Below are 20,230 nucleotides of genomic sequence, written 5' to 3' on the forward strand. Positions count from 1 at the left end.
CCCAACCGGTTTTGGAAGGCATATGAAAGGACGTCATGTCGCGGACGAATGGGATTCAAGCGCCATGCTGCGTGGCCTTGGCGGGCCCTATCGCGAACAAGCTCGCTCCCACAGGGTGATAGGCACGCAGGTCAACATGTGGGAGCGAGCTTGCTCGCGATGAGGCCACCACAGGCACCGAAGAACCTCAGTCGAGCATGAACAACGCATCATTGCTGAACTGTGCTTCGAACCGATTGGCCGGCATCGGGCGGCCGAACAGGTAACCCTGGACCTCATCACAGCCATGTTCGCGCAGGAAATCGAGTTGTTCGTGGGTCTCGACCCCTTCGGCGATCACCGCCAGGTTGAGGCTGTGGGCCATGGCGATGATCGCCCGGGCGATCTGGGCGTCCTGTTCGCCGGAGGGCAGGCCATCGACGAAGGTCCGGTCGATCTTCAGCACGTCGATGGGGAATTGCTTGAGGTAGTTGAGCGACGAATAGCCGGTGCCGAAGTCATCCACGGCGATGCTCAGGCCGAGGTTCTTCAATCCGGCCAGGATCTGCATGGCCTCGCTGACCTCACGCATCAGGATACTTTCCGTCAGTTCCAGCTCCAGGCAGGCCGGCGGCAGGCCGGTGCTGCGCAGGATGTTGGCGATGCGCGTGCCGAGCTGGCCGTCGGAGAACTGCCGGGCCGAGATGTTGACCGAGACCTTCGGCACCCGGACCTTGGCCTGGTGCCAGGTCTTGAGCTGCCGGCAGGCCTCGCTGATGACCCAGTCGCCGACATCCACCACCAACCCGAGCTCCTCCAGCACCGGGATGAAGTCCCCTGGCGGCACCAGCCCGCGGCGCGGATGACGCCAGCGCAGCAGGGCCTCGGCGCCGGTCAGGCGTTTGCCGTCGCCGCTGAACTGCGGTTGGTAATACAGCACGAATTCGTTCTGTTCCAGGGCGTGGCGCAAGTCGCTTTCCAGTTCCAGGCGCTCCAGGGCGCTGGCGTTCATATCGGCCTGGTAGAACTGGAAGTTGTTCTTGCCGCGTTCCTTGGCGTGGTACATGGCCGTGTCGGCGTTTTTCATCAATTGGCTCAGTTCGTTGCCGTCCTGTGGGCTCAGGGCGATACCGATACTGGCGGTGACGAAGAATTCCCGGCCTTCGAGGACAAATGGCCGGACCAGGCTGGCAAGGATCTGTTCGGCGACGTTGATCGCCCGGTTCAGCGCCATTTCCCGGCTGGCCCGTGGTTGCAGCAGCAGGGTGAACTCGTCGCCGCCCATGCGGGCCACGGTGTCGTCGTCGGCGACGCAGCCCAGCAGCCGGGTTGCCATCTCCTTGAGCATCCGGTCGCCAGCGGCATGGCCCAGGGAGTCGTTGATCGGCTTGAAACGGTCCAGGTCGAGGAACATCAGCACCACCCAGGTCTTCTGCCGTTCGGCCGATTGCAGCGCGGTATGCAGGCGGTCCTGGAACAGCGTGCGGTTGGGCAGGTGGGTGAGGGCGTCGTAATAGGCCAGGCGATGAATGCGCTGCTCGCTGGCCTTGCGCTCGCTGATGTCGCTGAAGAAACACACGTAGCTGGCCAGGTCGCCTTCGTCGTCCAGCACCGCCGTGATGCCGACCCAGGCCGGATAATGCTCGCCGTTGCGGCGCTTTAGCCAGACTTCGCCTTCCCAAGTGCTGTGCTGTTGCAACTGTTTGAGTACGTAGCGCAGGTGGGCTTCCTGCTGGTCGTCCACGGTCAGCATGTTGGGCAACTGGTCGAGCACCTGCGACACCGCGTAGCCGCTGACACGGCTGAAGGCTTCGTTGGCCTGGACGATATAGCCGGCCGGGTCGGTGATCAGGATCGCCGACGTGGAGTGCTCGAACACCGTGGCGGCCATGCGCAGGTCCTTCTCGGCGCGCCGTTGCTGGCTGATATCGCGGCCGACGCCGAGTACGCCTTCGAATGCGCCCAGATCGTCCCACACCAGCACCAGTCGCAACTCGATAGGGATTTTGCGGCCGTCGGCCCGCAGACAGTCGAACAGGAACAACTGGGTCTGCATCTGGTTGCGCAGCTCGGCCAGTTGCTCGGGCTTGTCGAGGGCCTTGCTCAGGCGGTCCATCAGGGTGTAGATGCCGGTCAGCTGTTGCGGATTGGCGATGGTCGATTGCCAGCCGTTCTGGAAGATCCAGTCGGCGTTATAGCCCAGCACGGCTTGCACTGACGGGCTGACGTAGTTGAGCGAAAGCTTGTTGTCGGTGGAGAAAATCACGTCGCTGATGCTTTCGGCGAGCATCCGGTAGCGCTGCTCGCTGTCGCGCAGCGACTCACTGGCTTCGATCTGTTCGGTGATGTCCTTGGCCACGCCGATGATCCGCGTCACCTGGTCGTGGCGGTCCCGGGCCAGGGCCTGTTCGCGGATCTCGAAACGGCGCCACTTGCCATTGCGATGGCGAAAGCGCAACTGGCACTGGAGCAATTGGCTGTAGCCGCCTCGTCGTTGGTCCTGGCGCAGGTCCTGATAATGGTCGGCGTCGTCGCTGTGCAGCAGGATTTCCCAGAAGTACTCGCCCATCTGGTGCAGTTCGGTACGGTCGTACCCCAGGGTCTGGCCCAGGTGGTGGTTGCTGAAGATCATCCGCTGGCTGATGACGTCCTGCACATAGAGGTGGTCCGGCACGGTGCGCACCACGTCGGACCAGAAGCCTTCGCGTTCGAGCAGGGAGAGTTCGATCAGCTTGCGGCTGGTGATGTCGTTGATGCTCAGGATGACGGCGTTGTAGTCCTCCTGTTTTTCCGGCAGGCGCAAAACCAGCCACAGGTGTTGATCGCGCCCATGGGCGTCCTGGAGCTTGATTTCCAATTCCAGTTGCTTGTGGGGATCGAGCAGGGCTTCCAGGAGTTTCGAACCGACGGGGCTGCTGTCCTGGGGACCGTTGCCCACCAGCAGTTGCCAGGCCTGCCCGCAGGAATCGACATTGAGCAACCGCAACGCCATCTGATTGACTTCGGTGATGCGCACTTCCTGCTGCAACTGCTCGAGTTGGTGCGGGACTTTCATCCAGGTGCGCAGTTGATCGCCGTTATGCAGGCCGGCCTTGGCGAAGAATGACTTGAGCCCCGACAGATCGAGTACGCACAAGGCCACGCCGGTGCCTTCGAAGATGTCTTGATAGCGCCGGCGACCTTCGTGCAACTGCCGTTGACGGCGGCGCATGTTGAGCAGCGCGATCACCGGCAGCATCGAGAAAGCCAGCCCCAGCAGGCACTTGCCGATGAAGGCCGGCAACAGTTGCTCGAGCACCTGCCGGCGGTCGAATAGCCCGCGCAATTGCCAGTCGCTGCTGCTCAGGGGCACGGTCAATACGGTATTGTCCAGATCCTCGGGCGACAGGTGTACCGGGGTGACCGAAGGGTGGCTCTCGTCGCGGCTGATGATCTGCCGGTTGAGGCGGTTTTCCACCAGCCACAGTGGACGCAGGCCTGTATCGGCCTGCTTGGTCAACGTGGCGAAGAAGCTTGGGGTCAGGCGCAGGGCCCAGTAGCCGCGAGTACTGCCGGAAGCCTGGTGCAACAACAGGTGCACCACGGAGCCGTCGTCGGCATTGCTGAAATAGTGCGCCTGGGCGTGGCTGCGGCGCACCAGTTCGGTCAGGTAGCTGGCGTCGTGGCTGTCGGCGTCGCTGTCGCTGAGCACCCGGCCGGAGGGGCTGAGCAACGCCAGGCTGCGCAGTTCAGGCAGCGATTGCTGGAGTTTGCGCAACAGGGCCTGCTGTTCGTCGGCCGTTTGCGGTTGTTCGACGATCGGTAGCAGGTTGAGGGCGATCTGCGCATTCAGGGCCATGTTCAGGCTGACTTGCGCGGCCAGGTCGGCGGTGTAGTCAATGGTGTACTGGCGTTGTTGCTGCTGGGTAACACGCAATTGGTCGAGCAACTGCCAGAAGAGCAATCCGAGCAGCAGCAATACCAGCGTGGCCAGGGCGCCCTTCAATGTCCCGCGCAGGGGCGAGCCAGGCACAGCATCCGGTGCACGTGGGGACAGAGTCGGTGTGACGTTGGACAAGCTGTAATCCTGCAGTTTGCTGGACTGGCGCGACGTGCACTATAAGCTGGACGCCCGAAGGGCGGCTAGCATGCCTTGAGTTGTGGCAAAGTGCCAGTCCCTGGCGGCTGGACCTTGACGGACGGTTGAGGTAGCTTTGCCGGTCAAACCAGGCTTTGTAAGAAAGTTCGCCGAACGGCGGTCAGGCAAGCCGCAGGCACCTTTCCTACAAACCCAGGAGCGCACGCTCAGATTCCCAGGCTTTATCTGCCCGCAGGCATTGATGACCGTCAACTGCCGGCGCCGCGCATGGCCCGGCTCGTTCTTTTCACCTGTCACAGACGCTAGGTTCACCATGGCTCAATACGTCTTCACCATGCATCGGCTGAGCAAAGTTGTTCCGCCGAAGCGGGAAATCCTGAAAAACATTTCATTGTCATTTTTCCCCGGCGCCAAGATCGGCGTGCTGGGCCTCAACGGTTCGGGTAAATCCACGCTGCTGAAAATCATGGCCGGCGTCGATAAGGAATTCGATGGCGAAGCCCGCCCGATGCCGGACCTGAACATTGGTTACCTGCCTCAGGAACCGCAACTGGATCCGACCAAGACCGTTCGTGAAGTGGTCGAGGAGGCCGTCAGCGCGATCAAGGACGCCCAGGCACGCCTGGATGAGGTCTATGCCGCCTACGCCGACCCGGACGCCGATTTCGACAAGCTGGCCGCCGAACAGGCCAAGCTGGAGGCGATCCTGCAGGCCAGCGACGGCCACAACCTGGAGCGCCAGCTGGAAGTCGCCGCCGATGCGCTGCGCCTGCCGGCCTGGGACGCGAAGGTCGAACACCTGTCCGGCGGTGAAAAGCGCCGTGTGGCCCTGTGCCGCCTGCTGCTGTCCGCTCCGGACATGCTGCTGCTCGACGAACCGACCAACCACCTGGACGCCGATTCCGTCGCCTGGCTCGAACATTTCCTGCACGACTTCCCGGGCACCGTGGTGGCGATCACCCACGACCGTTACTTCCTGGACAACGTCGCCGGCTGGATCCTGGAACTCGACCGCGGCGCGGGCATTCCTTACGAGGGCAACTATTCGGGCTGGCTGGAAGCCAAGTCCGAGCGTCTGGCCCAGGAATCCAAGCAGCAGTCGGCCCATGAAAAAGCCATGAAGGAAGAGCTGGAGTGGGTGCGCAAAGGCGCCAAGGCCCGCCAGTCCAAATCCAAGGCTCGTCTGCAACGCTTCGAGGAAATGCAGTCCCAGGAATTCCAGAAGCGCAGCGAAACCAACGAGATCTACATCCCGGCCGGTCCGCGCCTGGGTGACAAGGTCATCGAATTCAAGAACGTCACCAAGGGCTACGGCGATCGCGTGCTGATCGACAATCTGTCGTTCTCCATGCCCAAGGGCGCCATTGTCGGCGTGATCGGTGGTAACGGTGCGGGTAAGTCCACGCTGTTCCGCATGCTGATGGGCAAGGAGACGCCGGATTCGGGCACCATCGAAATCGGTGAAACCGTACAACTGGCCTGCGTCGACCAGAGCCGCGAAGACCTGGATGGCAGCAAGACTGTGTTCCAGCAGATCTCCGACGGTTCCGACCAGATCCGCATCGGCAGCTATGAAATCCCGTCGCGCACCTATGTGGGGCGCTTCAACTTCAAGGGTGGCGACCAGCAGAAGTTCGTCAAGGACCTGTCCGGCGGTGAGCGTGGGCGTCTGCACCTGGCGCTGACCCTGAAGGAGGGTGGCAACGTCCTGCTGCTCGACGAACCGTCCAACGACCTCGACGTCGAAACACTGCGTTCCCTGGAGGAAGCCCTGCTGGACTTCCCGGGCGCCGCCATTGTGATCTCCCACGACCGATGGTTCCTTGACCGCGTGGCGACTCACATCCTGGCGTACGAAGATGACTCCCAGGCGGTGTTCTTCGAGGGCAACTACACCGAGTACGAAGCCGATCGCAAGAAACGCCTCGGCGAAGCCGCTGCCCAGCCGCATCGTGTACGGCACAAGAAACTGGCCTGATCAGCCTGTGGAATTGTTGTAGGCGTGGCTTGCCTGTGCAGGCGTCGGTTCATTCAACATCCGTGTTGCCTGTTCCGCCGCCTTCGCGGGCAAGCCCGCCACGATGCTTGCGCTAGCTCATAATGCCGTGTTCGAAAGGGCCTGGCGGAGGCCATGAGGGTTACCCCGGCTCTATTGCCAGCACTTCGATCGCCAGATCCCCCACCGGTCGTTTCCAGACCACTTCTTCTCCGACCCTGGCTCCCAGCAATGCCCGTCCCAGGGGCGAGCCCCAATTGATCAGCCCACTGGCCGCATCGGCCTGGTCTTCGCCCACCAATTGCACCCGCTGCTCGTGATCATGCTCGTCGACAAAGGTCACCCAATGTCCGATCCGCACCTGGTCCGATGACGTTGGCGTCACCACCTGTGCACTTTTCAAGCGCTGGTTGAAATAGCGCAGATCCCGTTCGATATCCGCGATGCGCTGCTTGTCCGCCTGCTCCTGCCTGGCCGTCTGTTGGCTGTGCAGAGCCTGCAACTGGGCGACCCGGGCCTGCAGTTGGGCAAGCCCGGCGGGGGTGACGTAGTTGATCTGCGCGCTGACCTGGCGTTCGACCGGCTGATCGGCCTGGGCCGCGGCGTTGTCTTCGTTGACGAAGGCACGACTCATGGTTTTTCTCCTTTCCTGGAGTTTGGGCCATGCTGGCAGGCTTTTGGTTTCCCCGAATGCCTGTATGCGACTCACTGCGAGCGATAAGCCCGGGCGGCGTCCCGATCCTTTTCCTGCTGCCAGGCCCGCTCGCGCTCGTCCCAGTGCCGTTCGCGGTAGGCATCGCGCTCTTCGCTTTCGCGCATGGCCAGGCATTGGCGCAAGCCATCCTGCCAGCCTTCGGCGTAATGGGCGTCCTTGAGGTAGCGTGGAACGTCCTTCCTGAACTGGCCGGTGATCACGCCGGCTGCCTGACGGCCACTGCTGCAACCATCATCGAAGCCGTCGGCGAACGCTGGAGGAAAGCCCCGTGCGATCAGGTCCTGGTGGGTGGTTTCACAGCCACCGAGCAGCATCAGCACAGCCATTACCGTCACTACGCGCCTCATCGATCGCCCTGCCTTGCCCATTCATGGAGAAAGTCTAGAAGTCGATTTGTCGGGCCGACGTGAAAGCGTTGTGATGAATCCGTTCACCGAGCGAGCGGTCGTGGGCCGATCAATAGTGGTACCACTTGACCTCCAGCATCACCTCGTTCTCCGGCGAGGCCAGGTGGCTGAACTCGCGCTGTGCACTCAGACGCAGACCAAGGTTGCGGGACAGTTCCCATTGTTGATTCAGGCTCACGCTGCGGCGTACCTCTCCATTGGTGAAGTAGTCGCCCTTGGCCTCCAGGCTCAGGTTGCCCAATGGGTTTTTCCACAGCACGCCGCTGTTGAAGCCGGCGGCCGGGGCGATGAACTGAGCGAAGTCGTTGTTGTGTTCCACCCGCACCGTGCCCAGGGCAAACCCGAGCACGTCTTCGCCCAGCGCCCAGGTGCCCCCGGCACCGCCATTGACGTGGCTGACCAGGGTTTCATCGTCATGCTTGCCCGGCACTCGCTCCAGGCCTCCCGTGACCTGCCAGGACCACGGCTGTAGCAGCTCGTTGCGCGGGGTCAGGGAGCGAATGGTCGCCAGGTCCAGTTGCTGGACCTGCCAATCGTTGCCTTCGTACTGGCGCAGTTTCAATTGCAGGATCTCGATCTGCGCCCCCAGCGGGAAACTCTCGGCATTGTCATTGAGGTCGTGGTAGGCCATGCGCAAGCCATATTCACCGAACGCCCGATCGCCCCGGGTACCAAGGCCGGCTTGCCATGTGCGCGATTGATGACCGTCCTCGGGCAGACCCGGCTGCGGGATATCGAGCTCCGGGGCAGGATTGCGGTTGATGGCCCTCAACAGCTCGAAGCTGCGCTGGGCCCGCTGTGGGTCGCGCTCCTGACCATTGGCTCGGTACCGTTCCAGACGATAGGCCGCGTCGACCACCAGGGCCTGGCGCTCGCGAGGCAGTGCCCTGAACCCGGGCGTTTGCAGGTTCTGCTGGTCGGCGCTGACCTTCAGGACCCATTGCTGTTCGTCGTCATCGAGCGGCTCGGCACGACTGAGCAGTTCCCGCTCGCGGGACGGCCGATACTGGATGCTCTCCACCAGGCCAGCGTCCTTCACGGCCTTGACGGTGTCGGTGGGAATCGCGGTCAGCGGGAACTGTTCGGTCAGGCGCAGGCCGGGGCGAGCCACTTGCAGCAGTTCCAGCAGGCGATAGGAGCAATTTTCGTCGAAGAAAAAGTAGTCGAACCGGATCTGCTTGAGCTCCCAGACATGCTCGACCATCCGCTCGGTTTCCGCCTGGCTCAGGTTGAGGCGGTATTCCCACAGGTCGCGGTTCTCCAGGCTGCGGTATTCAGAGAGCTTTTCCTGGTAGGGCACCAGGGCGAACAGGCCGGGATAGCCTCCCATCAGGCCTTTCCAGGCGTAGAGCAGGCTGTTGTCGGAGCCCTCGATGTAGGCACCGAAGTTGATCGCGTAGCTGAGCAGGGCGGTCTTGTCGCTCTGCACGTCGGCCTGGTCGATACGCAACAGGGTGTGGCCGAACATCGACGAGGGGCTGTTCAGGTACGCCGCGGGAAAGATCATCACTGCGCTATGAGGAGAGACGTCCTTGAACCATTGGGTGAAATCGCTGCAGTTGACCACCGGCAGGTCCGTCAGGTTGAGCTGCGCCTTGAGCCATCGCGTGCGTGCCGGGTACACGCATTGGGCGTGCTGCTGGCCGGCGTCGGCCGGGCCGTACAGGGCTTGCAGCGTGGCGCTCAACTCGTGGTCGGGGTGTTCGTTGCCGTCAGGGGCGAGGAAGAATTTCTCGTCGTTGATATAGCTGCGCCAGCCGCCCAGCTTGGCGGTTTCGTAGTGGCCCAGGGAAATCCAGAAGGGGTCATTGGCCAGTTGCTGCAAACGTTGGGTGTCGACATGAGGCGCGGCGGACAAAGGGGCGCACACACAGAGCGCCAGCCAGGCAAGGCGTTTGAGCATAGTCGGCTACTTGGAAAGTCAAAAAATAAAAAGACCGGAAGGGGGGCCTCGAAAAGAAAACCCGCTCCCCGAAAGGAGCGAGTGGGGTCGAGCTTAAGCTTGAGTAGCGTACTTGGCCAGGCGAGGATCGTTTTTCAGCACGGCCAGGGTGTTGGTATGCACATCTTCTGCGGTCACGTCAGCCTTGCTGAAGATCTGCTGGAAGTGCTCGTGGGTAACGGCGGAGAAGTGGGCACGGTCTTCCGGTGCCACACCCAGTACCACGGCATAGGTGGTCAGCGCTTCGCCCTGCCCCTTGGCCATGTCTTCGGACAGCTCGTTCATCATGCCATTCATGGCCAGCCAGGACTTGCCACCGTAGGTCAGTGCTGCGTTGGTGGAGCAACCATTGGTGCCGGAGGTCATGCCGAAGGTGGCGTTGCCGGAAGTGCCGTTGGTGGTGGATGCCAGGAAGTGAGCCGGGGTGCCACGCTGACCTTCGAACAGCATGTTGCCCCAACCGCAATCCGGACCGCCTGGCGCCTGAGCCATGGCGTTGAGGGATACAGCGGTGAAGAGAGTACCGAGAAGAATCCGTTTCATAGCTATGTTCTCTTTTATGTGCATACCAATCGGACAGGGTCTGGCCCGAAGGGCCAGGCGCCAGTGGGCCGGTTATTCATCCAGCCGCGCAAGTTGGAGTTTAGGCACGATCCGAGGGTTCCGTGACATTTTGCAAAAAACTATCCATAAACCCATGTATTTTCTGGCCCGCGCCCCGGGTGAACGTCTTGACTATGCTTTGGCCTGAGGCGCTCCTTGCCAGTGCGGTGCGGGGGGCGCCAGAATGCCGCTATCTGCCCCGCCTGATGTAAGGAAGCCCGATGCCTGATCCTGTTGCTGCCAGCCTGCGTCTAGCGCCCGAAGCGCTGACTCGTCCGTTTTCCGCTGAACAGTTCAGCTTCTCTACCACCAATGATCTGGAGCCCTTCCGCGGTGTGCTTGGCCAGGAACGTGCGGTCGAAGCCTTGCAGTTCGGCGTGGCCATGCCGCGCCCCGGTTACAACGTCTTTGTCATGGGCGAACCCGGTACCGGCCGGTTTTCTTTCGTCAAGCGCTACCTCAAGGCCGAAGGCAAGCGCATGCAGACCCCGGCCGACTGGGTCTACGTCAACAACTTCGACGAGCCTCGTGAACCCCGGGCCCTGGAGCTGCCTTCGGGAACCGCTGGCGCTTTCATCGCCGATATCAACGGCCTGATCGACAACCTGCTGGCGACTTTTCCTGCGGTCTTCGAGCACCCGTCCTACCAGCAGAAAAAAAGTGCCATCGACCGCGCGTTCAACCAGCGCTACGACCGTGCCCTCGATGTGATCGAACGCCTGGCGCTGGAGAAGGATGTCGCGCTGTACCGCGACAGCAGCAACATCGCCTTCACCCCGATGAGCGAAGGCAAGGCCCTGGACGAAGCGGAATTCGCCCAGTTGCCGGAGGCCGAGCGCGAGCGTTTCCATGAAGACATTTCCAGCCTGGAAGAGCGCCTGAACGAGGAACTTGCCAGCCTGCCGCAATGGAAGCGCGAGTCCAACAACCAGTTGCGCCAGCTCAACGAAGAGACCATCACCCTGGCCCTGCAACCCCTGCTGGCGCCGCTTTCGGAGAAATATGCCGAGAACGCGGCCGTCTGCGGTTACCTGCAGGCGATGCAGGTCAACCTGCTCAGGACCGTGGTCGAGCAACTGGTGGACGACAGCAAGACCGACGCCATCGCCCGCAAGTTGCTGGAGGAGCAATACGCCCCGAGCCTGGTCGTAGGGCATCCGGCGAGCGGTGGCGCACCCGTGGTGTTCGAGCCGCACCCGACGTACGACAACCTGTTCGGACGCATCGAGTACAGCACGGACCAGGGCGCGCTCTACACCACCTACCGGCAGTTGCGTCCCGGCGCCTTGCACCGGGCCAATGGCGGCTTCCTGATCCTCGAAGCGGAAAAAATGCTTGGCGAGCCATTCGTGTGGGACGCCCTCAAGCGCGCCCTGCAATCGCGCAAGCTGAAGATGGAATCACCGTTGGGTGAGCTGGGCCGGGTGGCCACGGTGAGCCTGACGCCGCAACACATTCCGTTGCAGGTCAAGGTCGTGATCATCGGCGCTCGTCAGCTGTACTACGCCTTGCAGGACCTGGATTCGGATTTCCAGGAAATGTTTCGCGTGCTGGTGGACTTCGACGAAGACATCCCCATGGGCGACGAGAGCCTGGAGCAGTTCGCCCAGTTGCTCAAGACCCGCACCTCGGAAGAGGGCATGGCGCCGCTGACCGCCGATGCGGTGGCGCGCCTGGCCACCTACAGTGCGCGCCTGGCCGAACACCAGGGGCGCCTGTCGGCGCGCATCGGCGATCTGTTCCAGTTGGTCAGCGAGGCGGACTTCATCCGTCAGTTGGCCGGGGACGAAATGACCGATGCGGGCCACATCGAGCGTGCGCTCAAGGCCAAGGCCACCCGGACCGGGCGCGTTTCGGCGCGGATCCTCGACGATATGCTGGCGGGAATCATCCTGATCGACACCGACGGTGCCGCCGTGGGCAAGTGCAACGGCTTGACGGTACTGGAGGTAGGCGATTCGGCATTCGGCGTACCGGCGCGGATTTCCGCCACGGTGTACCCGGGCGGCAGCGGCATCGTCGACATCGAGCGGGAGGTCAACCTGGGCCAGCCGATCCACTCCAAGGGTGTGATGATCCTCACCGGTTACCTGGGCAGTCGCTACGCCCAGGAATTTCCCCTGGCGATTTCCGCCAGTATCGCCCTGGAGCAATCCTACGGTTACGTCGACGGCGACAGCGCTTCCCTGGGGGAGGCCTGCACGCTGATCTCGGCCTTGTCGAAGACGCCGCTGAAGCAGTGTTTCGCCATCACCGGGTCGATCAACCAGTTCGGCGAAGTACAAGCGGTGGGCGGGGTCAACGAGAAGATCGAAGGTTTCTTCCGTCTCTGTGAAGCTCGCGGGCTGACCGGCGAGCAGGGGGCGATCATTCCCCAGGCCAACGTCGCCACCCTGATGCTCGATGAAAAAGTGCTGGCGGCCGTGCGGGCAGGGCAGTTCCACGTCTATGCGGTGCGCCAGGCCGACGAAGCGCTGAGCCTGTTGGTCGGCGAACCTGCCGGTGAGCCGGATGAAAACGGCGAGTTTCCCGAGGGCAGCGTCAACGCCCGGGTGGTGGAGCGACTGCGGGTGATTGCGGAAATGGTCAGTGAGGAGGACATCAAGGAGGCGGAGAAAGAGCAGGCGCAACAAGCGCTGGCAGAGACCAAGCCGGCCTGATACGACTGCCGTTCACCTGGTGCTGATCGGGAATGGGCTGGCTGGCCAAGGTGGTTGTTCGGTGAACATGCCGTTGACTGAAACACCGCCATTGCGAGCCAGCCCGCTCCCGCAATGATTGGGTCAACTCAAGAAAAGCCATCGCTTTGGCGTCAATATTCACACTATGACCATTCGGCGCATTCTGGTCTTGGTGGGCTTGCTGGCGGAACTTTTCTTCTATCCTCAGTTCAAGGATAGCGAGAGATCATCATCGGATCGAAACAGCCTCTCGGGGCTGAACACCGTATCACTGAGGGGCGCCGCCATGTCGCGCAACCTTTGCCTTACCCGTCAATGCCTGGGCCTGGTCACCCGGATCGAATGCGCCATCCGTCCGCTGGCGGGCGACAACGGCATGTGGACCTTGCTCTTTGCCGCCGGAATGGCCGGCGAACAACCTTCCGCTCTCAAGGCCCAAGGGCCTTTCCCAGGCCCGAATGCGGCCGAGTCCATCCTCGATACCATCGTCCAGAGCCTGACATTGCATGGCTACGAACTGGCCGACGACCCTCAGATCTGGTGCCTGCACATGCAAGCCCAGCTGCGTGAAATCAATGGCGGGCGCAGTCGCAACGGCGGCTTCGAGTTCCGTCCACCCCGTTGAGCGCCGGTGCCGGACCGTTTCATTAAGTAAGAATTTGATACAAGGGCAGGGCCCAGGGACGGGCCCGGCGTTTGTGGGGCAGATGGTGGCTGGTATACTCGCCGCCATTTTCAGCCCTGGTGTGAGAATCAATGGAACGCTTTATCGAAAACGCAATGTACGCCTCCCGCTGGCTGCTGGCGCCGATCTACTTCGGGCTGTCCCTGGGTTTGCTGGCGTTGGCGCTGAAATTTTTCCAGGAAGTCTTTCACGTCATCCCCAATGTGTTCTCCATGGCCGAGTCCGACCTGATCCTGGTGCTGCTGTCGCTGATCGACATGGCGCTGGTGGGTGGCCTGCTGGTGATGGTGATGATTTCCGGCTACGAGAACTTCGTCTCGCAACTGGACATCGATTCCGACAAGGAAAAGCTCAACTGGCTCGGCACCATGGACTCCTCTTCGCTGAAGATGAAGGTCGCGGCCTCCATCGTGGCGATCTCGTCCATCCACCTGCTGCGCATCTTCATGGACGCCAAGAACGTCGATCCCGAGCACCTGATGTGGTACGTGATCATTCACATGACCTTCGTGGTGTCGGCCTTTGCCATGGGGTATCTGGACAAGCTGACCAAGCACTGAGGCCAGCCCATCGTCCTGGCGCAGCGCCCGTCTGTCTAAAAACAGGCGGGCGTTGTCGTTTCTGGCGGGGTATCTTTGATGCAAGGGCACGTCACCCGCCGCGGCATCTGTGCTAGTCTGCTCGCCCTTTTGGTTCCGGGCGCTTCGGGAGGCGCTGTGTCACGCACGGCGATTTCCCGAGCCGTCCGCATAGCGGAGCAGCACCATGTCCGAAGTTAACCTGTCCACCGACGAAACCCGCGTCAGCTACGGTATCGGCCGTCAGCTGGGTGACCAGCTGCGCGACAACCCACCGCCGGGCGTCAGCCTGGATGCGATCCTGGCTGGCCTGACCGACGCTTTCGCCGGCAAGCCGAGCCGTGTGGGCCAGGAAGAAATGTCTGCCAGCTTCAAGGTCATCCGCGAAATCATGCAAGCCGAAGCCGCCGCCAAGGCTGAAGCCGCTGCTGGTGCAGGTCGCGCTTTCCTGGCTGAAAACGCCAAGCGCGATGGCGTCACCACCCTGGCGTCGGGGCTGCAATTCGAAGTGCTGACCCAGGGCGAAGGCGCCAAGCCGACCCGTGAAGACCAGGTGCGTACCCACTATCACGGCACCCTGATCGACGGCACTGTGTTCGACAGCTCCTACGATCGTGGCCAGCCTGCCGAATTCCCGGTGGGTGGTGTGATTCCGGGCTGGACCGAAGCGTTGCAACTGATGAACGCTGGCAGCAAATGGCGCCTGTACGTGCCGAGCGAACTGGCTTACGGCGCTCAAGGCGTTGGCAGCATCCCGCCGCACAGCGTATTGGTGTTCGACGTCGAGCTGCTGGACGTCCTGTAAGACCCTGCCCGGTCTTGCACTGGGCAAATGCATGTGGGAGCCGGCTTGCTCCGGGCCGCGGTCCGATGAAGATGGACTGCCAGGCGACGTTGTCGTTAACGGCCACACGGCCTTAGCGAGCAAACCCGCTCCCCCCATGAGCTGCGCATTCATCCGTGCAGCCTGCCATTGAAATCGCCAGTGGGGCGCAACGCCCGGGCGTAGCAGAACAGGAACAGATTGCGCACCAGCTCCTTGAGCACCAGCGGCTCGCTGGAGTTCAGGCTGTTGAGGTCCAGGTCACCCTGGTCCTGCAGTTCGCTCAGGGCCTCTTCCTCAAGTACCGCACAGACTTCCCCGGTTTCCCGATGCAGGATCCTGAGGTAGGGGTGTGGGCGGTCCAGCCAGGCATCGATCAAATAAGTCATGGTTCTCATCTCCTTGATGGGTCTGATGAGAATAATTCCTATTCGCTAAATAGCAAGCGTCTATTTGTGTTCCGATTTTTTTTCGGACGATGGGTTGTGATGGTTCGGATGGCTGGCGTTTGGCCAAGGTGCTAGTCACGGGGCTAAAGCGGGGAGGGGGTAGGCACCATCCCACGCAGGGCGCGGGATGGAATACAGAAGGCTCAGACTTTTCTGACGAACTCGGATTTGAGCTTCATCGGGCCGATGCCGTCGATCTTGCAGTCGATGTCGTGGTCGCCGTCGCACAGGCGGATGTTCTTCACCTTGGTGCCTACCTTGACCACCAGGGAAGTGCCCTTGACCTTGAGGTCCTTGATCACGGTGATGGTGTCGCCGTCCTGCAGGACGTTGCCGACCGAATCTTTTTTCACGGTGTCGTCGGCTGCCGCTTCAGCTTCGCCGCTGGCGGACCATTCGTGGGCACACTCCGGGCAGACCAGTTGGGTACCGTCTTCGTAAGTGTATTCGGAATTGCATTTCGGGCAGGGTGGCAACGTGCTCACTAAGGTTCCTTGGGTATCAGGAGGGCAAAAGGGCGCACATTATATAGGGTTTTGTTGTGGGAGGGTGACGTCGCTGCGTTTGGAGGCCTTTGGCAAGGGGATTTGTCCTCGCTGGGCTGCGTAGCAGCCCCAAGAGCGGTGCTCAACTCCATCTGCCTGGGACACGGGGAATGACCTTTAGGGCTGCTTCGCAGCCCGGCGGGGATAAATCCCACGCCAGAAAAATCCCAGGGATGTCAGTGGGTGCGGGCGACCGCGAACTCGCTCAGTTCCACCAGTGCGTCGCGATATTCGCTGGCCGGCAGGGCATCGAGGCATTTGATGGCGCGGGCGACATAGTCACGGGCCAGTTGCGCGGTGTAATCCAGCGAGCCGGATGCCTCGACGGCCTCGCGGATGCTTTCCAGATCCTCGATGCCACCTTTCTGGATCGCCTGGCGTACCAGCGCTGCCTGCTCGGGGGTGCCTTCGCGCATGGTATAGATCAGCGGCAGGGTCGGCTTGCCTTCGGCCAGGTCGTCGCCGACGTTCTTGCCCAGGGTCTCGGCGTCGCCCTTGTAGTCCAGCAGGTCGTCCACCAGTTGGAAGGCTACGCCCAAATGGTCGCCGAAGGTGCGCAGGGCTTCGCTCTGTTCGGCGTTGGCGCCGGCCAGGGCGGCGGCGCTGTGGGTCGAGGCTTCGAAAAGCATGGCGGTCTTGCCGCGGATGACTTCCATGTAGGTTTCTTCCGTGGTGCTGGCGTCGCGTACCTTGGACAGCTGCAGCACTTCGCCTTCGGCGATGATGCGAGTGGCCTGGGACAGGATCTTCATGACCGGCATCGAGCCCAGCTCGACCATCATTTCGAACGAGCGCGAGTACAGGAAGTCGCCCACCAGCACGCTTGGGGCATTGCCCCACATGGCATTGGCGGTGGAGCGGCCGCGGCGCATGCCGGACATGTCCACCACGTCGTCATGCAGCAGGGTAGCGGTGTGCAGGAACTCGATGGTGGCGGCCAGCAGGCGCAGGTCGTCGCCCTCCCGGCCCAGGGCCTTGCCGCACAGGAGCACCAATAAAGGACGCAGGCGCTTGCCTCCGGCCGAGGTGATGTAGTCGCCGATTTTCGATACCAGCGGCACTCGGGAAGTCAGCTGCTTCTTGATGATGCCGTCGACGGCACTAAAATCGTCCGCCACTGCGCGGTAGAAAGCTTGGGGTTGCATCAGCGAGAGGCGCTCCAGAAGGGTTGCGCGGCATGCTAGGACCCACACCCAGGCCTGTCAAGGCGTGAAGCTTTGGCGGGATTGGCGGCCACTTGCAAGGCTTCGTCGGCTTGCGTACAATCGCGCACCCTGAACTTCCTGGGCAGCACCTGCCTTACGCAATTGCATCCCGGGCCTTCCAGCCCATGCAGCCATGCCAGCCAATACCTTTTCCTATAAAGCGCTGGGTGAGCAGGATTATCGGAGAAATACCATGTCGTATGCAGTAATCGTTACTGGTGGCAAGCAATACAAGGTCGCCCCAGGTGAATACCTGAAGATCGAAAAACTGGAAGTCGCCACTGGCGAATCCGTGACTTTTGATCGCGTTCTGTTGGTCGCCAATGGCGACGACGTGAATATCGGCGCTCCAGTCGTTGCTGGCGCTACCGTTGTGGCTGAAGTGATCTCCCAAGGTCGTCACGATAAAGTCCGCATCATCAAGTTCCGTCGTCGTAAGCACCACATGAAGCGTATGGGCCACCGCCAGTGGTACACCGAGATCAAAATCACCGGTATTCAGGCTTAATTTCAGCCTAATTCCTCACTAGGAGAATTGAACTCATGGCACACAAAAAAGCTGGTGGTAGTACCCGTAACGGTCGCGACTCAGAAGCCAAACGCCTTGGCGTGAAGATGTATGGCGGCCAGGCTATCAAGGCAGGCAACATCATCGTGCGTCAGCGCGGCACCCAATTCCACGCTGGCTACGGCGTAGGCATGGGCAAGGATCACACTCTCTTCGCTAAAATCGAAGGCGTGATCAAGTTCGAAGTAAAGGGCGCCTTCGGTCGTCGTTACGTAAGCGTTATCGCAGCTTAATAGCGAGATCGCTGGAAAAGCCCTGTCTTGCGACGGGGCTTTTTCGTTTGTGGGGTGAGTCTCTTGCAAAGCTGTTTGTATGGGCTGTCGGCGCTGCAGTTGGGCGTGAATCAGGCCGCTGCGCTCATTTTTGCAAGAGTCTTATGTCTTGTTTTTTTCGGCTCGTCCATATGACGAGAGGCGTGTGTCATGAAGTTTGTTGATGAAGTATCGATTCGAGTGAAGGCTGGTGACGGCGGCAATGGTTGCATGAGTTTCCGTCGGGAAAAGTTCATTGAAAACGGCGGTCCGAACGGCGGTGATGGCGGTGATGGCGGCTCGATCTTCATGGTCGCCGACGAAAACCTCAACACCCTGGTGGATTATCGCTACACCCGGCATTTCGATGCCGAGCGCGGCTCCAACGGCGGCAGCACCGACTGCACTGGCAAGAAAGGCGAGGATCTGGTCCTGCGCGTGCCGGTTGGTACCACGGTGATCGACTCCGCCACTCAGGAAGTGATTGGCGACCTGACCAAGCCGGGCCAGCGCCTGCTGGTGGCTCATGGTGGCTGGCATGGGTTGGGAAACACTCGTTTCAAGTCCAGTACCAACCGTGCGCCGCGCCAGACCACGCCAGGCAAGCCCGGCGAGCAGCGTGACCTGAAGCTGGAAATGAAAGTGCTGGCTGACGTGGGGCTGCTGGGTCTGCCGAACGCGGGCAAGAGTACCTTCATTCGTTCGGTCTCGGCCGCCAAGCCAAAGGTCGCCGATTATCCGTTCACCACCCTGGTGCCTAACCTCGGGGTGGTCAGCGTCGATCGTTGGAAGAGCTTCGTGATTGCGGATATCCCGGGTCTGATCGAAGGTGCTTCCGAAGGTGCCGGCCTGGGGATTCGTTTCCTCAAGCACTTGTCTCGTACCCGTCTGTTGCTGCACCTCGTCGATATGGCGCCGCTGGACGAAAGCTCCCCCGCCGATGCCGCCGAAGTCATCGTCAACGAGCTGGCCAAGTTCAGTCCGGCCCTGGTCGAGCGCGATCGTTGGCTGGTATTGAACAAGTGCGACCAGATCCTTGAGGAAGAGCATGAGGAGCGGGTCAAGGAAATCGTCGATCGCCTGGAGTGGGAAGGTCCGGTCTATGTGATCTCGGCCATTGCCAAAGAGGGCACCGAGCGCTTGTGTCACGACATCATGCGTTACCTGGAAGATCGCGCCGATCGCCTGGCCAATGACCCGGCCTACAAGGAAGAGCTGGCCGAGCTTGATCAGCGTATCGAAGACGAGGCGCGTGCGCAGTTGCAGGCACTGGATGACCAGCGTGCCTTGCGTCGCAGTGGCGTGAAGTCGGTCCATGACATCGGTGACGACGATTGGGACGAAGAAGATGTGGATGATGAAGATGGTCCGGAAATCATCTACGTGCGCGATTGATCTTCTTCCGGTGTCGGTCGTTTGAGGCGGCACTGATGAAATGGCTGACACGCAGGCGGGTTTAACTGCTTCGGCCGGTGGTATCATCGCTGTCAGCCGGTTTCCAGGGCGCCGCTCATTCGAGCGGCGTTTTGGTATCTGTAGAACGCAAATACGAATAATCCCATGGGTGGCGCTGGGTCGCGTCGTCCGCTGGCAAAGGTTGAAGATGATGCGGAGCAAGGTGACGGGTGCGCAGCGTTGGGTCGTGAAGATCGGCAGCGCACTGCTGACGGCGGATGGCAAGGGCCTGGATCGCAAGGCGATGGCGGTGTGGGTCGAGCAGATGGTGGCCTTGCATGAGGCTGGCGTCGAGCTGGTATTGGTCTCCTCGGGGGCTGTGGCGGCTGGCATGAGTCGTCTGGGCTGGACATCGCGACCCAGCGCGATGCACGAATTGCAGGCCGCCGCCGCTATCGGCCAGATGGGGCTGGTGCAGGCCTGGGAGTCCAGTTTTGCCGAGCATGACCGCCATACGGCGCAGATCCTGCTCACTCACGACGACCTGTCCGACCGCAAGCGCTACCTCAATGCGCGCAGTACCCTGCGGGCGCTGGTGGAGCTGAAGGTGATTCCGGTGATCAACGAAAACGACACGGTGGTCACCGACGAGATCCGCTTTGGCGATAACGATACCCTGGCGGCCTTGGTGGCGAACCTGGTCGAGGCTGATCTGCTGGTGATCCTCACGGACCGCGACGGCATGTTCGATGCGGATCCGCGCAACAATCCCGATGCCAGATTGATCTACGAGGCTCGTGCCGACGATCCTGCACTGGATGCGGTTGCCGGTGGTACCGGTGGTGCATTGGGGCGCGGTGGTATGCAGACCAAGCTGCGCGCCGCACGCCTTGCGGCGCGTTCCGGAGCGCACACCATCATTGTCGGTGGGCGCCTGGAGCGGGTGCTGGATCGTCTGAAGGCGGGAGAACGCATCGGCACCCTGCTTTCGCCTGAGCGCGGCATGCTGGCCGCTCGCAAGCAGTGGCTGGCGGGCCATCTGCAGACCCGTGGCACGCTGGTGTTGGATGCGGGGGCCGTGGCGGCGCTGTCCCAGGGTAATAAAAGTCTGTTGCCGGTGGGCGTAAAGCTGGTCCAGGGCAGTTTCCGTCGTGGCGAAATGGTTGTGTGCGTGGCGCCGGACGGTCGTGAGATCGCCCGCGGCCTGGCCAATTACAGTGCGCTGGAAGCCCAGAAAATCATCGGCCAATCGTCTGATGCGATTGTTGGCCTGCTGGGTTACATGGCTGAGCCCGAGCTGGTTCATCGTGACAACCTGATTCTCGTCTAA

The 20,230-nt window shown here is 61.4% G+C and carries 17 protein-coding genes; 9 read left to right on the forward strand and 8 right to left on the reverse strand.

Features of this window, described 5'->3' with window-relative positions:
• Window positions 1-187: 187 nt before the first annotated feature.
• On the reverse strand, window positions 188-4,036 hold the full coding sequence (locus BW992_RS11210) for a sensor domain-containing protein (protein WP_076406237.1): 3,849 nt from the start codon (window positions 4,034-4,036) through the stop codon (window positions 188-190).
• Window positions 4,037-4,370: 334 nt separating this feature from the next.
• Between BW992_RS11210 and ettA the strand changes: the two genes are divergently transcribed.
• Window positions 4,371-6,035: an energy-dependent translational throttle protein EttA gene (ettA, locus tag BW992_RS11215; RefSeq protein WP_072398583.1), complete on the forward strand. Its 1,665-nt coding sequence runs from the start codon at window positions 4,371-4,373 to the stop codon at window positions 6,033-6,035.
• A gap of 160 nt (window positions 6,036-6,195) precedes the next feature.
• Here ettA and BW992_RS11220 read toward each other — a convergent pair whose 3' ends face one another.
• From BW992_RS11220 to BW992_RS11235, 4 genes are all read right to left on the reverse strand, one after another.
• Window positions 6,196-6,687 (reverse strand): GreA/GreB family elongation factor, encoded by a 492-nt coding sequence (locus tag BW992_RS11220; RefSeq protein ID WP_072398584.1) that lies wholly within the window; start codon window positions 6,685-6,687, stop codon window positions 6,196-6,198.
• Window positions 6,688-6,758: 71 nt separating this feature from the next.
• Window positions 6,759-7,115, reverse strand: coding sequence for a hypothetical protein (locus BW992_RS11225; protein WP_072398585.1), 357 nt, complete (start codon window positions 7,113-7,115; stop codon window positions 6,759-6,761).
• 109 nt (window positions 7,116-7,224) lie between these two features.
• On the reverse strand, window positions 7,225-9,078 hold the full coding sequence (locus BW992_RS11230; protein WP_072459673.1) for an Lnb N-terminal periplasmic domain-containing protein: 1,854 nt from the start codon (window positions 9,076-9,078) through the stop codon (window positions 7,225-7,227).
• A gap of 93 nt (window positions 9,079-9,171) precedes the next feature.
• On the reverse strand, window positions 9,172-9,660 hold the full coding sequence (locus BW992_RS11235) for a DUF3015 domain-containing protein (protein WP_024780764.1): 489 nt from the start codon (window positions 9,658-9,660) through the stop codon (window positions 9,172-9,174).
• A 281-nt stretch (window positions 9,661-9,941) separates the two neighbouring features.
• Between BW992_RS11235 and BW992_RS11240 the strand changes: the two genes are divergently transcribed.
• The 4 genes from BW992_RS11240 (at window position 9,942) to BW992_RS11255 (ending at window position 14,469) form a co-directional block, all read left to right on the forward strand.
• On the forward strand, window positions 9,942-12,380 hold the full coding sequence (locus BW992_RS11240) for a Lon protease family protein (protein WP_072398587.1): 2,439 nt from the start codon (window positions 9,942-9,944) through the stop codon (window positions 12,378-12,380).
• 307 nt (window positions 12,381-12,687) lie between these two features.
• A complete protein-coding gene (locus tag BW992_RS11245) occupies window positions 12,688-13,026 on the forward strand; it encodes a PA4575 family protein (RefSeq protein ID WP_072398660.1) in 339 nt (112 codons plus the stop codon).
• A 131-nt stretch (window positions 13,027-13,157) separates the two neighbouring features.
• The gene (locus BW992_RS11250) at window positions 13,158-13,646 is read left to right on the forward strand and encodes a TIGR00645 family protein (RefSeq protein WP_042731944.1); all 489 of its coding nucleotides are present in this window, start codon (window positions 13,158-13,160) and stop codon (window positions 13,644-13,646) included.
• Window positions 13,647-13,851: 205 nt separating this feature from the next.
• On the forward strand, window positions 13,852-14,469 hold the full coding sequence (locus BW992_RS11255; RefSeq protein ID WP_072398588.1) for an FKBP-type peptidyl-prolyl cis-trans isomerase: 618 nt from the start codon (window positions 13,852-13,854) through the stop codon (window positions 14,467-14,469).
• A 149-nt stretch (window positions 14,470-14,618) separates the two neighbouring features.
• On the opposite strand, the gene BW992_RS11260 is transcribed toward BW992_RS11255, so the two are convergent.
• The 3 genes from BW992_RS11260 to BW992_RS11270 all read right to left on the reverse strand — a co-directional run bounded on the left by BW992_RS11260 (window position 14,619) and on the right by BW992_RS11270 (window position 16,626).
• Window positions 14,619-14,876, reverse strand: a complete 258-nt coding sequence (locus BW992_RS11260; RefSeq protein ID WP_072398589.1) for a PA4570 family protein — start codon at window positions 14,874-14,876, stop codon at window positions 14,619-14,621.
• Window positions 14,877-15,079: 203 nt separating this feature from the next.
• Complete coding sequence (locus BW992_RS11265) at window positions 15,080-15,421, reverse strand: zinc ribbon domain-containing protein YjdM (RefSeq protein WP_072398590.1); 342 nt, start codon at window positions 15,419-15,421, stop codon at window positions 15,080-15,082.
• Window positions 15,422-15,657: 236 nt separating this feature from the next.
• Window positions 15,658-16,626: a polyprenyl synthetase family protein gene (locus tag BW992_RS11270; protein WP_072398591.1), complete on the reverse strand. Its 969-nt coding sequence runs from the start codon at window positions 16,624-16,626 to the stop codon at window positions 15,658-15,660.
• Window positions 16,627-16,879: 253 nt separating this feature from the next.
• On the opposite strand from BW992_RS11270, the gene rplU reads away from it, so the two are divergent.
• The 4 genes from rplU to proB all read left to right on the forward strand — a co-directional run bounded on the left by rplU (window position 16,880) and on the right by proB (window position 20,230).
• Window positions 16,880-17,194 (forward strand): 50S ribosomal protein L21, encoded by a 315-nt coding sequence (rplU, locus tag BW992_RS11275; protein WP_007950961.1) that lies wholly within the window; start codon window positions 16,880-16,882, stop codon window positions 17,192-17,194.
• A 35-nt stretch (window positions 17,195-17,229) separates the two neighbouring features.
• Window positions 17,230-17,487, forward strand: coding sequence for a 50S ribosomal protein L27 (gene rpmA, locus BW992_RS11280; RefSeq protein ID WP_053153633.1), 258 nt, complete (start codon window positions 17,230-17,232; stop codon window positions 17,485-17,487).
• A gap of 189 nt (window positions 17,488-17,676) precedes the next feature.
• Window positions 17,677-18,900 (forward strand): Obg family GTPase CgtA, encoded by a 1,224-nt coding sequence (gene cgtA, locus BW992_RS11285; RefSeq protein ID WP_072432001.1) that lies wholly within the window; start codon window positions 17,677-17,679, stop codon window positions 18,898-18,900.
• A 211-nt stretch (window positions 18,901-19,111) separates the two neighbouring features.
• On the forward strand, window positions 19,112-20,230 hold the full coding sequence (gene proB, locus BW992_RS11290) for a glutamate 5-kinase (RefSeq protein ID WP_072398593.1): 1,119 nt from the start codon (window positions 19,112-19,114) through the stop codon (window positions 20,228-20,230).

The organism is Pseudomonas sp. 7SR1 (genome assembly GCF_900156465.1).
In the GTDB taxonomy this organism is placed as follows: Bacteria; Pseudomonadota; Gammaproteobacteria; order Pseudomonadales; family Pseudomonadaceae; genus Aquipseudomonas.